Origin of the sequence: Magnetovibrio sp. PR-2 (assembly GCF_036689815.1) — a bacterium.
Lineage (GTDB): Bacteria > Pseudomonadota > Alphaproteobacteria > Rhodospirillales > Magnetovibrionaceae > Magnetovibrio.
Map to the genome: position 1 here is coordinate 1 of NZ_JBAHUR010000024.1, position 14,586 is coordinate 14,586.

Genomic DNA, 14,586 nt, shown 5'->3' on the forward strand with positions numbered 1-14,586 from the left:
TGATCAGCTGATCCAAACGTGCCCGCCCGAAGACCAGGCCGAAATGTTGATGAATATTTTGGTTGCCGGTGGCGGTTCACGCATCACCGGGATCGAAAAATATATCCAGGCTGCTTTGGTCGACTACTATGGCGAAGTCAACGTTGAATGCGTTGATGACCCTGTTTACGCGGTCGCCCGTGGCGGGTTGAAGTTGGCGAAAGAATTGCCGCCGCGCTATTGGGAAAAACTGGGCAACGTGACGGACTACTAAACTTCACGTAAAGAGCTGGAAACGGTGTTGTGGTCAAATATTTTACTATTTTTGTTACAGCCCTGATTGTTGCACTGTTTGTATTGCAGCTTGTGAACATTGTTCCTGTTTTTGCCACCCATGAAATAGTTCTGTCCCTGCCCCCCTGGGCCTTGGCCTTGCTCAGTTTTAGTGCTGGGTTAATTGTGGCGACCATCCCCCCCGTCCAAGACCTTTTGGTGAGATTATTTTCAAACGTCTTCGAAACCAAACCAAACGACAAAACCGATATCCCTGACAGCGCTGTGGGAGATGGCAGCCCTTCTTCATCTGCACAAAACACATCACCTGCCAGCCCTGCTCGTTCGGTGCCCTTGCGCGCCCGCGAAGAGGTCCTACGTGAAAAACCCAAAGCCACACAAACGTCCGCACGACACCAAAAGCCACAGGGCCATAAACCACAGGGTCAACAGGCGCCTATTGAATTGACCAATAATCAAGCCGCAGTCCCTGTTGAAGGCTTAGGCTCTGGTGTGCTCAACGTTTTGGGCGGTGGTGTGGTTTATGTTGTGGATACAGTATCCGATGGTACACGCCCCATTCACCACGCAGTCAAGTCAGGCTGCAGCGGCGCATACCGTGGGGCACGATCCGTTTTCGACACTATTTTCTGGCATTAGAGCGGATTTGATTGCTCAAGCTTTCGCGCGTTTTCAATGGCGCGCCATTTTGGCTGATCGCTGAGCGCATGAACAGTATCGCGCACCGTGATAACACGGGCTAAGGCTTCCAAAAGTCGGGTGTCTGGGTGTTCGTTGTCAGCCATCAAACGAACCAGCGGGAACGGGTCGAAGAGTGGGCAACGTACCCGTGCTTCTAAAAGGTCATAAATCGTGTTTAGAGATTCTGTGCGTTCTGTCGCAGAACGACTGTAGACAAATTTATAAAACTGCATCATCAGCAGCTCTTCACCATAAAGGCGCGGTTCAATTTCAACCAAGTGATCGCCGGCACGCACCTCATCGCCCAAATCATACAAGAAGAACGCATAGTCCAAGCGCAAGGACACATTATTGGGTGCCGTTTCCATGGCGCGCTCGAACCATGCCAAAGCCTGTTTTTGATCATTGCGAACATGAAACTGGAACAAGGCGTAGCGTTCTAAAATTTTAGTGTTGTCCGGGTCCAGTTCTATGGCCTTTTTGAAATACGTGTCTGCACGATCGTGATAGCCCCGAACGTCAGACAGAAATGCCGCAAAATTGGACAGATTTTGAGGCATCTCCGGGTCGAGTTTTATGGCTGTGCGAAACATGTCTTCTGCGCGGTCATGGTGTTTGCGCACATCGGTCAAAAAGGATGCATAGTTGCCCACCGTCAGCGCACTGTCCGGCTCAACCTCGACAGCATACTTGTACAGCGTTTCAGCACGTTCATGCTGTGTGCGAATGGTGGTTCGAAAGACAGAGTAATTGCTCAAAATCGCAGGATTGCCGGGATCCATATCGAGCGCTCGTTGAAACAAGGCTTCGACCAAGTCTTCGTCATGGCGGATGTGGGCTGAATACTTTGCATAATCCCCAATGGCCAGAGCATCGTCCGGGTCAACCTCTACGCGCCCTTCTTCAACACCCGACATGTCCAAAACACTGCCAATATAATCCAGCAATTGTTGTGATGAATCGGCGATATATTGAATATATTCGCGCTGGTCGTTGGTTATCGCTTTGCCAAGATCACTTCCCAGCAACACATTTGAAAAACCCAAAATGGAATTCATCGGTGTCGCCAGTTCCGTGCTCATATTTGCAAGAAGCTCCAGCTTAATGCGGCTGGTACGTTCAGCCTTTTCAATTTTGGCCAAGGCGATTTGTTCTTGTTCTTTGCTCGACAAAATTTCTTGTTGAATGCTTTGTTGCTGCATCTCTAGCCATTTTTTTTCTTCTTGGGTCTGCAACAAAGCACTGCGAGCTTTGTCATGACTGACCAGCAAATCGCGAACATAAAATCGATAGAGCTTGTGTGGACCGGAATCTTGAACGCTCACAACAACATCAACGGGAACTTTTCCGTTTTCCCCATGCAACGCCGATATGTTGCGGTAAGCGCGAATACCGCCATCACCTAGTTTTGCCAAATACGTGGCCGCGTCTTCATCTTCTAAATCCGGCAATTCCACAAAATCAGAAAATGACATGTGCTTTACGCCAGAGGTTTTTAAGTTGAACATCTCTTCCGCGCCATCATTTAAGTCATAGACCCTACCCTGTGCGTTGAAGGTTAAAACCGCATCATGGGTTTCTGTCAAAATAGCACTGGATTGGCGCTGTAGATGTTTGAGAGCATCCTGTACGCGTTTGCGACCCGACCCCGCTTTTCGACTGTCCATCCATTCAGACATGACGGCAGCAACTGGGGAAAGCTGCGCACTTTGCGTGGCGTCAAAGCCACCCTGACGATTGGCCAAAACAACTTGCCCAATGAGATTAGGTCCACGCATCAAAGGCAAAACGAGCAATGATGATAATGGCGGGTGTGTCACGGGCAATCCCGCAACCCTTGTGGCCCCGTACAAATCATTGTCGATGAGCAAAGATTTAGAAAGAGCCTCAATGGGGCTTGGAGCTATAGATTTAAGATCTTCACGTTCAACAAAGTTCACAGCGCCTTGTTCGTCCACGGTGCAGATTGACATAAAGCGCAATGCGTTATGGTCATGCACATCTTCGACAACATCGGTGATGTAGCCATAGGCAGCACCCGTGAGGCTCATAATTTCTTGCAAGGATGCATTAAAGGGGAATTCCGCCCCTGTGCGTTTTTCGTTCAGAACGCGCAAACGCTCCACACAGCTGATCGCACGCTCATGCTCAGTCAAAGAAGACTGGATTTTCTGGTGTACATCGTTAGCGTCTGACAGTGTCGCTTGCAGCTTCTCAATGTTTGCTTTTAGGCCGTTAATTTCGGTTTTATTTTGCTCAACAACACCTGCTTGTTCTTCAAACTGAGCCTGTTGCGCAGCGCTCATTGTGCCCTGGGAACGCAGTGTTTCAATCGCAAGGGACTGTTTGGTGAGCAAGTCCTGCAAGCGGATGTCGTTATGGCGGATCAGGGCAAAAAAACCGCCCGCGCTCAGAACCACAAACGCCAACGCCGCCATCTGCAAATTCAACGATAGATTGGAAAAACCGAACACCAGGTCATTAAATGACGCAAAAACGCCCTCAACCCCAAACAGATAAAGGCCCGCAACAACAAAAAGGAAGCTGAGAAATGCCAAGGCAACAGCATATGCAATTTGGTGAAGCAACATTCGTAAAGTCGCCTGTAATCTATGGGCTACTAGGCACTGTGACGGCCTACCCCGTTTGTCTTAGTAAACAACGGTGTCTTTTGGTGAGCCATCATTATGAAAATATTGGCTAAGCAATTCTTGTAAGGTGCCCAGCCGCTCAATATCGTAAATTGTTTTAATCAAAAGTGGATCATCTACACGACTAAACAGGGCATGCATCTCATTTAGCTCACGAATAATTTGCGCCATATCCGTTTGCACAATGGGCAACTCTTTGGCAGCGGTCTGCAGGCTTGTCATGCGTTCCAAATTGCCTGAAAGCTGATGCTGGAGAACGGTGATGAAGACCCCACGATCACCAACGGAAAACGCATTGGCCAAACCCTGAACAAAATCCTTAATTTGAGGTTTGGGCCGATTTTCACTTTCCATCAAGCGCACCAAAATTCGGGTGATGGATACATTAATGTCGTTGATGATGATATTCACAAAGCCCATGATCGCCGTGCGCTGATGAACGGTATCAAGGTCCAGAACGTTGTCGCCCTTACCCAACTGGCTGGTCAGTTCTTCAAGTTGGCTTTGCAAGCCATCGATTGATTGCGCCTGGTTCGCAAGCTGATCACGTACACTGGATAAAGATCCGCTCAGCCCTTCGACCTGTGCATCAACGCTAGCGTTACGTGTCTCAGAACTTTGTTCCAAACGAACCAGTCCTTCATCCAACTTTGTTTGCATGATGCGCGTGCTGTCCGCACTTTGGCGTTCGACATTAACAACCATATTGCCCAAAGCGTCAGATATTTCCTGGATAACACGACCTTGTTGGTCCGTGTGTATGACCAGTTCTTGGGTTGCCGAGCTGCTTTGGGCCGTGGCAAAAAACAAATAAAACATACCAACGGGTAAAACTGTGCCCAAAATGATGACCATGAGTTCATGGGCCAACAACGCCGACAAGTTTTCCCAACCAACTGAGTTGGAAACGTAACCGATGCATATCAACAACCAGACCGCAGATGGAAGAGCTACGCCAAGTTGAAATTTTTTATTTTGCAAAATACCCATAATCTCAATTGTCCTCAAACCATTTCACGCAAGACCTTGGTGACATTTCGCCCTGTACCGCCATCCCAAATTGGAGCATTTAATATTCACAAATGTAGCCAAAAAAACCTTAGAAAGGCGTTAAGGTTTTCGCACGCTACATGACCCATCTAAAGCCGCCTTTTTTCTTCTCAATCGGCACTTTGATCACAACATCATGACATTTTATGCAGCGCCCTGCAGGCGGATGAGGCCTGTCGGAATCGGGCAGCAATGGCGGCCCTAATTTTTTAATTCTGGACAAACTTTCCAAGGCGGCACCCACAGGCGTTTTAAATTGTGTCCCCGGTCCAGGACCATCCACATACAAATGGCAATTGGTGCATACCCCCACATATGGATGTGGCATTTTTTGTTGCGCCGTAACCCGGGGGATATGCTTTAAGGTCATCAACTTATATTTTTGATCAGGGACGAACGTATCTTTGAGTGTTTCAACCAAACCGCGTTCGGCCGGGGCAGGCATATCTCCATAAAGTATCCCCTTGGTAATGCGAACAGACTGATGGGACGGGGAGCTGCCCAGGTTCAGCCCAAAGGTTTCCCAGACCAACCCACCTATCACAAACAAGATGAGCAAGGATAACCCTTCCTTGCCCCTTACTTTGCGTTTGAATTGCTCCCACAGAGCCATAATGCTTGCCCTTACAGATTAACGGAGCCGATTAGACCACAAGGCAAAACCTTCATCATTGCGCAAGCGACATGTTTTGCCACCGACAGAGATCGTTTTGGCATAATATTCAGCAATCGGACGGGCCTTTCCAAAGGTAAAGGCGCTGCCATCGACGCGCGCATTCTCTTTAATGATGCACCCCATGTGAATGAGATACCAATCAGGTGCAATTGAAATTTCTTGAGATTGACCAGAACCGTCTTCGAGCCAGACGTGCATTTGCCCCCAGCCCGTGTCATTCCCCAGACTGATGACGCGAATAACCCGTCCGCGAAAGCGTACGCTTTTCGCACGTGTAAACGGAACCAGCCCCATCATATCATTGGCTTGGCCCTTTTTCGCCTGGTTTTGACCTTGCGTTTGACCACCCGCAAGCCCTTGCACAACGCCGCCCACTGCCGAACGCATGGACGGTGTCGTCATAGCACCATCGCGTTGTGCAATGGGGGTCGTATTGTTTTCGGACCAGAAGGAATCGGGCAACATACTTGCCACGACAATCCCAACGGCGAATACAACACCGATGGCGACGACCCAGTTTTCTGGTCTCAATTGACTGCCCATAATGCCTTTACCCTTGTCGTGAGATGTCATCCGCCTAGCCAGTCGGGGATCAGCTTACCTTTGATTTTACCAATTGGTGATGCCTTTGTAGCATCCGGAATAACGGTTATCTGAACGTCGGTGGTGTGGGCTATTTCTGCAAAAATACGATCCTTAATAGCTTGCGCAATCAAGTCACTTTCATACACCCGCAATTTGCCGTTCACTGTGATGCCAATGTCAAAATACACATCTTCGCCAATATTACGTCCCCGCAAATATTGAACTTCTTCGACTTTCGCCGTTTCCATGGCAATTTCATAAACTTCTGTAAGAACGTCTGTTTCGACGGATGTATCCATCAAACCATTAATTGCATCCGTGTTCAGCTCAATGCCGATGCGCGCCACCATAACCGCGACAACCATAGCCGCGATAACGTCCATAATGGGAAAGCCCATAACGGCGATCGCAATGCCGATCAAAACACCAATGGACGACAAAGCATCCGAACGGTTGTCCCATGCGTTCGCAATGATCGCAGGGCTGTTGTTTTCTGTGCCAACACAGTTTTGATAGCGATACATCAATTCGTTGGTCACAACAGATACGCCTGCACCCAAAATAGCCACCGGATTTGGAGGCGAGATATCGCCGATCATCAGCTTCATGACGGATTCATACATCAGATACAATGCGCCAAAGATCAAAATCAATCCAACCACGGAAGAGGAAATGAACTGCACATTGCCAAATCCATAAGGGTATTCCTCGTTGGACACCTTTTTAGAGATTTTGATGCTGGCCATGGTCACAATACTGGCGACAACGTCCGCGCCAGAGTGAATCGAGTCCGCCACCAATGCAGCACTACCACTCATAATGCCCAGCAGGCCCTTGTAGGTCGTCTGGGCAATATTGACAAAGATAGCCCACCAGACCACTTCGTCACGACATAGTTTACAGCGTTCAGATTTCATCGGTTTAAGTACTCGATAATGTTTTGACCCAAGATGCGGTAATTCCCGTTCACCAACGTGGCTTTGATATCGTTTGCTTTGATCAACTTAACGACGTCCTTGCGCGAGATGCCTAAGAAACGCGCGGCATCCGGAGTCCGGTAAATCCGCGAGGCGTTGATAGCACGGGTGCGTTCGTCGTAGAGATGCAGCACCGCTGTTGCCACGGACATCAGTGTGCCTAAGCGTATTACAGCTGTCCAAATCATTGTTTCGTTCCTTCGTCTATGAATGGAACCAGTTCCTTGTACGTATCTGCCGAAATGATCGGCGCAGTGATGCCGGGGTTTTTGACAGTGAAATAGTCATAACGTTCAAACCCAGTCCAATCGGCCAGCAATTTCCACGGAAAGCGCATGATCGCCGTGTTGTAGGTATGAAGGGTTTGATTGTATTCGTTGCGGCGCATGGTGATTTTATCTTCCATCTCCACCAAAGACGTCATCATTTCCTGGTAAGTTTGAGCCGATTTGATATCCGGGTACTTTTCAACGACGGCCATCAAACGCCCTAAGGCTGCTCCGCCACCATCATTTTTGAAGCCTTCAAGTGCTTCTTCCCAACCTTCGGGCAGGATACCAGATTTGCCAAGTTGCTCGGCGCGATCAATCAAATCCGCTTTAACGTCGGGCGACATTTCGTTTTTGTTGACCACACCAGAGCGCGCTTTCGAAGTATAAGCGAAAATGGTGTGTTCCAAGGCTGCGTGGTTCAACGTCAAGTTAACCATGTTGGTAAATAGGTTTGAACGCCGTTGCAAAGACGCTTCTAAGTTGCCGCGTTTATTCAACACATCTTCATGCAGATAAATGAAGTTGTTAAACTTAAAAAACAAAGTGCCCGTGAATATCAAGATCGCCAGAACCGATAGCAGTGCCATGACCTTCACCCCCCGCAATGCCGGGGCTTGAAACGGCGGGTCGACTTCTTCACGATACAATTGATTGAGCAACGCTTCCGAACGACGGAGGCGCTGTTTATCATTATTAATCGTGCGATCCAAAATACTCATCTTTTTGCACTCATTTCGAGGTCTTGTTGATTAGAGCTCTGCCAGCTCATTGGCACGCTTGAAGTAATTCAAGGCTTCGTCGCTGTCGCCTTTTTCTTCATACGCAAACCCAATTGAACGCAACACCTTGGCTTCGTCAGGACGCAAGTCCAATGCAACCTTAAACGCTTTAATCGCGCTGTCGTGATCACCTGTGTTGTCATAGGCCACGCCCAAGCGATAATGCAGATTGAATTTTTCCGGGCTCGCATCCGCTGCTTTTTTCAACAGCGGAATAGCCTTTTCGTGATTTTCAAGCTGAGCATAGGTCAAGCCCAATACAGAGGTGATCCGCATGTCATCTTTATTATCTTTGATCGCTTTTTCCAGCAATGCAATGCCACCTTCTTCATGCCCGGTTTTGATGTAGGACATAGCCAGATGGATCATCACATCATGATCATCTGGGTTTGTTTCGTGCAATGGTGCCAACAACGAAACGGCTTGCTGGTGCTTGCCTTTTTTGGCGCATGCAATGCCACGGTCGCGGAAAAACGCTTGCTTGGTGTCTTCGTCTACCTCAATCAAGGACTGGAAGCCCGAAACCAGATTGTTGGTTAGCTTCTTCACAACCAGTGCGCCGTGATGGGCATACATTTCTGCAGTGTGAAGAATGTTGTCTTTATCGATAGGTGGCATCTTGTTTCTCCAATGCGTTACTTGACGATCTGGTGGCACGCTTCACACGGCCCCCTGTCACGGTGTGGTAAAATCCCCTGCACCACCACAGCATGTGTGATTGGGGGTGGGGGCAATGTAATCAAATCCGGATCCGGCAATTCAAAACCTGAACCTATGGAATGGCAGTTTGTGCAGGCCCCACGGTGAGGGTGCGGGCGACCGTCTCCCGGCAAAATCATTGGTGCAGATTCAAGCTGTGCAAAGCCAAGGTCGGGATCACCGCGCAAAAACACACTGACCCGGCGCATGGAATAGCGCCCGTCTTCGCCGCGCTCACCTTTACGAAGTGCCGTCAATTCAACCTTATCCAAGTTGCGCACCATGCGAGAACTTTGCTGGAACGCCTCGAGTGTTGTCACGCTAACATTGCCAACATTGACGATCACGTCACCGGCTTTCAGCCCCGAACGGGCCGAATTTAACGTGACCTCGTCAACCAACAAACCCTTCAGTCCACGGGGGTAGCGCAATTTACGGCGCAATTCAGAGGACAACTCACCCACATCCATACCTTGCCAGTGGCCTTCTGAAAGCTGCACATTCGACGGCAAGAAATTGGGGACATTGCCGCCAATGCGTGCCGTATCAATGGCGCCCGGGTTCAAAGATCCCGTCGCAACATTGACAATGGTTGGCACATTAGGTCCAGGCGCTTGCTGAGAAGCAGGCGGCGTTTGCAAATTATTATTCGGCGTTGCCCACATGCCAGGGCCACCAATTTGGTTGGCCACCCCCGCTTGCCCAGTAATGGCAGCCGAAGACATATTGGAATGGTGGACCTCGCTGTCAAAGATTGTACTGAGCAGCGTGATAATGGCAATGGCACCAACGGCACCGATGAGTATTTTTTTATCTACCATAACAAACGGTTCTCATTAAGCTCAGTTCAAAAACAACATCTTGACGGCGACCACCGCCATAATCGTTGTATACACCCCGCGCAACAACTGCACAGGTAGGGTTTTCATCAATTTTGCACCGATCAAGCCACCAACGTAGGCACCCGGAATCATGATCGCTGCAATCGCAAGAGGAGCCTGCAGATCGATAAGCCCCGTCGGAACACCATGCAAGAAGGCAATAAGTGCACCCGTTAAGGATGCCCAGAACACCACGACAGAGCTGTTTGCGATGGCATTGTGCAATGGTGCATTGGCAAACATGCGCTGCATGGGTACGGCAACCACACCGCCGCTAATGCCCAGCATACCGCTGATCAAGCCAATTGGCATGCCCAACCCAGCGTTTGTCGTTTGTTCTTTAACCACTTCATGGGAAGACTGAGCATGCGCCTCGCCATCCCCTTCGATCAAGTCTTCCAGCTCTTCGTCCGTGGCCTCAACCAGTGCATCACCCACAACCTCATCGGTGCGCAAGACCACTTCTTCTTGGTTTTCGTCCTTGCTGAGCAGTTCTTGCAAACCCTTTGCCGTCATCAGAGCCGCAAAGATCCCCAGCAACAGCCCCATGGACTGATCGCCTAAGCTATTACCAATGAAGTAGCCAGCCACAACACCAACACATGCCCATGGTGTGATTGATTTTACCGTATCCCACATGATCAAACCAGATCTGGCATTACGGCGCACAGCAGCACCAAAAATGAACAGGTTGGTCAAATAAGCGACAGGACGGATCAAGTGCATACCATAGCCAAAGATGACCATCATACCGGCAACTTGCAACACACCACCGCCCATCGTAACCATGCCACTGGTGACGCCGACCACAACAGCCAAAAGCATCAAGCTGACAATATCCCCAACTGTAAACCCAGCAACGCGCGTGCGGTTGATGTGGTCAGGATCGAAGATCCCGCCCGCTGTCATATTCACACCACCTTGTTGAGCTTGCAGTTGGGGGTTTTGTCCTTGTACAGAACCTTGTCCAGCAACACCGTTGGGCCCCGCCTGAGCCATAGGCCCGTTCGGCGCCGCAATGTTCATCCCCATCGGTTGGTTTTGCTGAACCTGAGCGCGGGCCTTTTGCCACCAGGGGGCTGAGCCTTGCCCAGGATCAATCCCTGCACCTTGGCTAGCGGACATGTTGGGCGGGGTATTGCCCATCATGTTGCCGTTGCCAAAGCCAGCGCTCACCATAGCTGGTGAACCGGACGGCCCGTTATTTTGGTCAAGTGCAGCGTTCCCAGGGTTGACCTTAAAGGTCAAAACATCCCCGAAATCAGCCGCCAAAACATGTGCAGGAACGACAAAACCCTGAACAAGTTGGTTGTCACCAATAACCGACATCCCAATGCCGACAAGCTCACCCGCCCTATTGATGACGGGGCCACCCGTTTGTTCCCAGGTGTAAACGGCGTCCGTGCTCAAAAGGTGTGACAACTGCTGTGCCCCAACGCTCATCGTCGCATTGACCTGCTGCAATTGACCTTCTTTAAAGATGGTGTTGCCGGCTGCGTTAAAGCCGATACCCGTCACCAAACTATTGGCCATCAATTTCGTGGTGTCCGCCATTGTAAAATACATGAAACGGTCCGGCGTCAAAACTTTCAACAACGCAACGTTATGACCGGGCAGGGCCTTTGTGATTTCCGCCAAATACCTTTTGGTGCCCGAAGATGTACGCACCAAAACAGCTATTTCTTTCAAGTTTTTCAGTGGATGCAATGCAGTGATCACATGGCCGTTGGGACTAACCAAGGCACCAGATGCAACCGGGGGCATGTTGACTGTCGTCGTCCCAATGCCCACAACGCCAGTGGCGACAGCCTGAACTGCACCTTCCATGCCGTTCCCGGCCATATCACGAAAGAGGAATTCCGGCACTGAAAGCTCATAAGAGTTTTCGTAGAAGTCCATATCTTCGTAATTTGCCAAGATAAAGCTCGCCCAGACAAATGTCAGGGCAACCAATAAAGCCAAAATCATAGAGGGCACCTGCCACGACTTCTTGCAAAACAAGATCGTGTTTTCCGGTAAAGCCCTCTCTGGGCGGTTCAAATCTTCCATAGTCGTTGGTCCTCAACGCGCCACAATCAAAATGTAAAAGCTCGACAGCAGCAAAAACAGCCCCATTAACGGGAGCCCCCAGCTGAGATAGCTTTTAAAGCTCAACCCCTGCCCGTGCGGGATCAGGTCTTCCGTTTCGGGATGCGATTTCAAAAAGCGGTCTAAATAGCTCGACGTTAACGGCCCGGCTGTCGCACCCGTCAGGGCCGCAGATGAGCCCGCAAGAACACCCAATGACAACGCCCACCATACCGTGGTGTCGGCAATGGTCGCATCCAATCCTGCCGTCACAGGCACAAACATGGCTGTTGTCGCGCCTGCGTTCATAAACATGGTAAAAAAGGCCGCCAGCCACATCAACATCAACATCATTGATGTGCTTTCACCGCCGCTTAACGTCGAAATCAGTGAGAAAACCCCGTCTAAGACGCCCGCCGCGACCAAGCCGCCAACCATGATGAACAAGGCTGCAAAAAACAAAATGTCCAAACCGCCGCACTCTTGGAACCAATTTTTGTCTTGGTTAAGATCCGACAAAATCACCGCGACGGCACCTGCCGTAATGGCCACCCAACCCGGTCGCAAATCCAATGCGTCAGATAACAAAAAGCCCAACAGCGCAGTGGCCATCAGCGACAAACCTATACGTAACAAAGACGTGTCCAAAACAACAATATCTGTCGTGCCGCCATCTGTCGCATCGCCAATGTCGTCTTTGCGTTTCATGCTGTCCAATGACAGACCAAATTTATCGCGGTTGTGCTGCACGAACATCAACATAACCGCCAGCAACACCAAGCAGGGCACCATCATGCCACCCAAAAAATCGGTAAAGCCAAGCTGACCGGCTGAGGCAATGATCATGTTTGGGAAATCCCCAATCATGGTCGAAGCGCCGCCTAAGTTTGAAGCGACAATTTCCACAATCAACATGGGCACCGGGTTAATTTTCATCCGCAGGCAAACCGACAAGGTCACAGGCACGATGACCGTTATCGCCGCTAGATTATTGACCAACAACGATAGACCATAGGTCGCAAGCGCAAAAACCACCAAGACCCACCAACCGTTTCCATATGCAGAACGGGCCGTCCGTTGAGCGATCAGTGCAAACAAGCCCGAACGTTCCAACACCGACGAAATAGCAGACATCCCAAAGATCAGAGCCAGAGTTTCAAAATAGATCGATTGCAATGCCATCTGCAAAGAGAAGAAACCGGCCACCATACCGACCAAGACCATTGCACCCGCCCCCAGCAAAACCGCCGCATGGCGGTTCAACTGGTTGAAGTATATCACTCCAATCACAGTGCCAAAAATAGCCGTGGCGACGGTTGCTTGCACGTGATCAGTCCTCCGCCAGCATTGGTTCGCCGCCTTGGTTTTCACCGGCCCAGTTGGCACGAATGTTTTCCCGGGTTTCAGCGTCTTCATCGCTGATGGCTGTGCCAACCTGAATGGCACCAACACGGGGGATGTTATGGATAATTTTTTCTTTGACGGCCTCGCTGACCTCAAACGCTTCCATGACCAACATGTCAGAAGCTACAGCAACCGTCATTTCAACGTGGATGTATTGACCAACATGACGGGTGCGCAACATTGTTACACTGCTAACACCCTCGACACTTTCGGCCAATTCCGTAATTTTTGCGCGCGTACCTTTGTTGACGCTGCGGTCCATAAGCCCTTTGGCGGAATCCCAAAACACATGCCCGCCCATATACATCAAGTGTAAGGTTTCCAACGCAGCCACAGCTGTATCGATCCAGGGCATATTCAAATAGTGTGCGCCAATAATACCCGCCGCAACGAGACCAGAAGATGCTGCATCACCGTGATGATGTTTGGCCAGTGTGCGAACCAGCGGGCTGTTGGTTTCAATAGAAACGCAACGCGAATAGAAATACATCACCACATTGATGATCACGACCAACAAAGCAGCCCATAAAGCAATCAAATGTGGGGCACGGTGAGACGATTCATCCATCAACGTCGTAACGGCGTGCACCAACAGATAACCCGCAATTAAGATAAAGATGACACTGACAAACAAAGATAAAATAAATTCGATTTTACCATGTCCGTAGGGGTGGTCTCGATCCAACGGGCGTTCAGACACGGTCATGCCGACAATCGCCATGAGTGAGCCAACAACGTCCTTTGCCGAATACATAGCGTCGGCAACCATTGCCTGTGAGCCCGAAACCAGCCCCACAAATGCTTTAAGCAGCATCAAAACCGAGTTGGTCACCAAACCAACCCAGCCGATTGTTCTCGAACACTTAATGCACTTTTCGTATCTCATTCACTTTGTCCCAACATGCGCGCACAAATCCGTGCTGCAGCAGATTGTCTGATTAATTTTCCCGTGTAGCACGGAAATCCATGTACAACTTAAAGCCCCAGGCACCGCATACGACACCCAATAAAAACGTCACCATTTGATAACCCTTCTCAGTTCAAAGAACTTTAATCACGTGGTTGCAAAAAAGTACCTTCTTCGCGTTTGGGTTTGCGAATGGCCCGACGGATAACCGTCAAGATGGCAAACGCAAAGCCGATGAAAAATGACATCCCAATCACCAAAATCAACGGAATCTGAATGGGGCTTCCCGCCAACAGATAAACCGTAACGTTGGTTAGGTTTTGTGACGCAAACACCACCATCAAGATGACAAACGCCAAATAGAACAACATTTTCAACACAGCGTTACGCCTCGGCTTTCAACGTCATTTTCACCAAACATCCCAAAAACATCAGTAGTCCGTCACGTTGCCCAGTTTTTCCCAATAGCGCGGCGGCAATTCTTTCGCCAACTTCAACCCGCCACGGGCAACCGCGTAAACAGGGTCATCAACGCATTCAACGTTGACTTCGCCATAGTAGTCCACCAAAGCAGCCTGGATATATTTATCGATCCCGGTGATGCGTGAACCGCCACCGGCAACCAAAATGTTCATCAACATTTCGGCCTGGTCTTCGGGCGGGCACGTTTGGATCAGCTGATCG

The 14,586-nt window shown here is 49.8% G+C and carries 15 protein-coding genes and 1 pseudogene; 2 read left to right on the forward strand and 14 right to left on the reverse strand.

Annotated elements, in window-relative coordinates:
- Positions 1 to 253, forward strand: a pseudogene (locus tag V5T82_RS17760) (MamK family actin-like protein); the annotation flags it as partial.
- A 29-nt stretch (positions 254 to 282) separates the two neighbouring features.
- On the forward strand, positions 283 to 912 hold the full coding sequence (locus tag V5T82_RS17765) for a hypothetical protein (protein ID WP_332897017.1): 630 nt from the start codon (positions 283 to 285) through the stop codon (positions 910 to 912).
- On the opposite strand, the gene V5T82_RS17770 is transcribed toward V5T82_RS17765, so the two are convergent.
- The 14 genes from V5T82_RS17770 to V5T82_RS17835 form a co-directional block, all read right to left on the reverse strand.
- Positions 909 to 3,545 (reverse strand): histidine kinase dimerization/phospho-acceptor domain-containing protein, encoded by a 2,637-nt coding sequence (locus tag V5T82_RS17770; protein WP_332897018.1) that lies wholly within the window; start codon positions 3,543 to 3,545, stop codon positions 909 to 911. The two genes, V5T82_RS17765 and V5T82_RS17770, sit on opposite strands and share 4 nt — an antisense overlap.
- Before the next feature lie 60 nt (positions 3,546 to 3,605).
- Positions 3,606 to 4,595, reverse strand: a complete 990-nt coding sequence (locus V5T82_RS17775) for a hypothetical protein (RefSeq protein WP_332897019.1) — start codon at positions 4,593 to 4,595, stop codon at positions 3,606 to 3,608.
- Positions 4,596 to 4,731: 136 nt separating this feature from the next.
- Positions 4,732 to 5,268 (reverse strand): magnetosome protein MamT, encoded by a 537-nt coding sequence (gene mamT / locus V5T82_RS17780; RefSeq protein WP_332897020.1) that lies wholly within the window; start codon positions 5,266 to 5,268, stop codon positions 4,732 to 4,734.
- A gap of 18 nt (positions 5,269 to 5,286) precedes the next feature.
- Positions 5,287 to 5,904 (reverse strand): magnetosome protein MamS, encoded by a 618-nt coding sequence (gene mamS / locus V5T82_RS17785; RefSeq protein WP_332897021.1) that lies wholly within the window; start codon positions 5,902 to 5,904, stop codon positions 5,287 to 5,289.
- Positions 5,901 to 6,833, reverse strand: a complete 933-nt coding sequence (gene mamB / locus V5T82_RS17790) for a magnetosome biogenesis CDF transporter MamB (RefSeq protein WP_332897022.1) — start codon at positions 6,831 to 6,833, stop codon at positions 5,901 to 5,903. Before mamB ends, mamS begins: the two co-directional genes overlap by 4 nt.
- Positions 6,830 to 7,081, reverse strand: a complete 252-nt coding sequence (locus V5T82_RS17795; protein ID WP_332897023.1) for a helix-turn-helix domain-containing protein — start codon at positions 7,079 to 7,081, stop codon at positions 6,830 to 6,832. Before V5T82_RS17795 ends, mamB begins: the two co-directional genes overlap by 4 nt.
- Complete coding sequence (mamQ, locus tag V5T82_RS17800) at positions 7,078 to 7,884, reverse strand: magnetosome protein MamQ (protein ID WP_332897024.1); 807 nt, start codon at positions 7,882 to 7,884, stop codon at positions 7,078 to 7,080. Before mamQ ends, V5T82_RS17795 begins: the two co-directional genes overlap by 4 nt.
- Positions 7,885 to 7,914: 30 nt before the next feature.
- Positions 7,915 to 8,562 (reverse strand): magnetosome protein MamA, encoded by a 648-nt coding sequence (gene mamA, locus V5T82_RS17805; protein WP_332897025.1) that lies wholly within the window; start codon positions 8,560 to 8,562, stop codon positions 7,915 to 7,917.
- A 17-nt stretch (positions 8,563 to 8,579) separates the two neighbouring features.
- Positions 8,580 to 9,464, reverse strand: a complete 885-nt coding sequence (gene mamP / locus V5T82_RS17810; RefSeq protein WP_332897026.1) for a magnetosome magnetite formation protein MamP — start codon at positions 9,462 to 9,464, stop codon at positions 8,580 to 8,582.
- A 21-nt stretch (positions 9,465 to 9,485) separates the two neighbouring features.
- The gene (mamO, locus tag V5T82_RS17815) at positions 9,486 to 11,573 is read right to left on the reverse strand and encodes a magnetosome protein MamO (protein WP_332897027.1); all 2,088 of its coding nucleotides are present in this window, start codon (positions 11,571 to 11,573) and stop codon (positions 9,486 to 9,488) included.
- A 12-nt stretch (positions 11,574 to 11,585) separates the two neighbouring features.
- Positions 11,586 to 12,917 (reverse strand): magnetosome biogenesis transporter MamN, encoded by a 1,332-nt coding sequence (mamN, locus tag V5T82_RS17820; protein WP_332897028.1) that lies wholly within the window; start codon positions 12,915 to 12,917, stop codon positions 11,586 to 11,588.
- Between the two features lie 4 nt (positions 12,918 to 12,921).
- The gene (gene mamM, locus V5T82_RS17825) at positions 12,922 to 13,881 is read right to left on the reverse strand and encodes a magnetosome biogenesis CDF transporter MamM (RefSeq protein ID WP_332897029.1); all 960 of its coding nucleotides are present in this window, start codon (positions 13,879 to 13,881) and stop codon (positions 12,922 to 12,924) included.
- A 164-nt stretch (positions 13,882 to 14,045) separates the two neighbouring features.
- Complete coding sequence (locus V5T82_RS17830; protein WP_332897031.1) at positions 14,046 to 14,273, reverse strand: lipopolysaccharide assembly protein LapA domain-containing protein; 228 nt, start codon at positions 14,271 to 14,273, stop codon at positions 14,046 to 14,048.
- A 60-nt stretch (positions 14,274 to 14,333) separates the two neighbouring features.
- A partial coding sequence (locus V5T82_RS17835; RefSeq protein WP_332897030.1) for a rod shape-determining protein occupies positions 14,334 to 14,586 on the reverse strand: 253 nt, incomplete at its 5' end.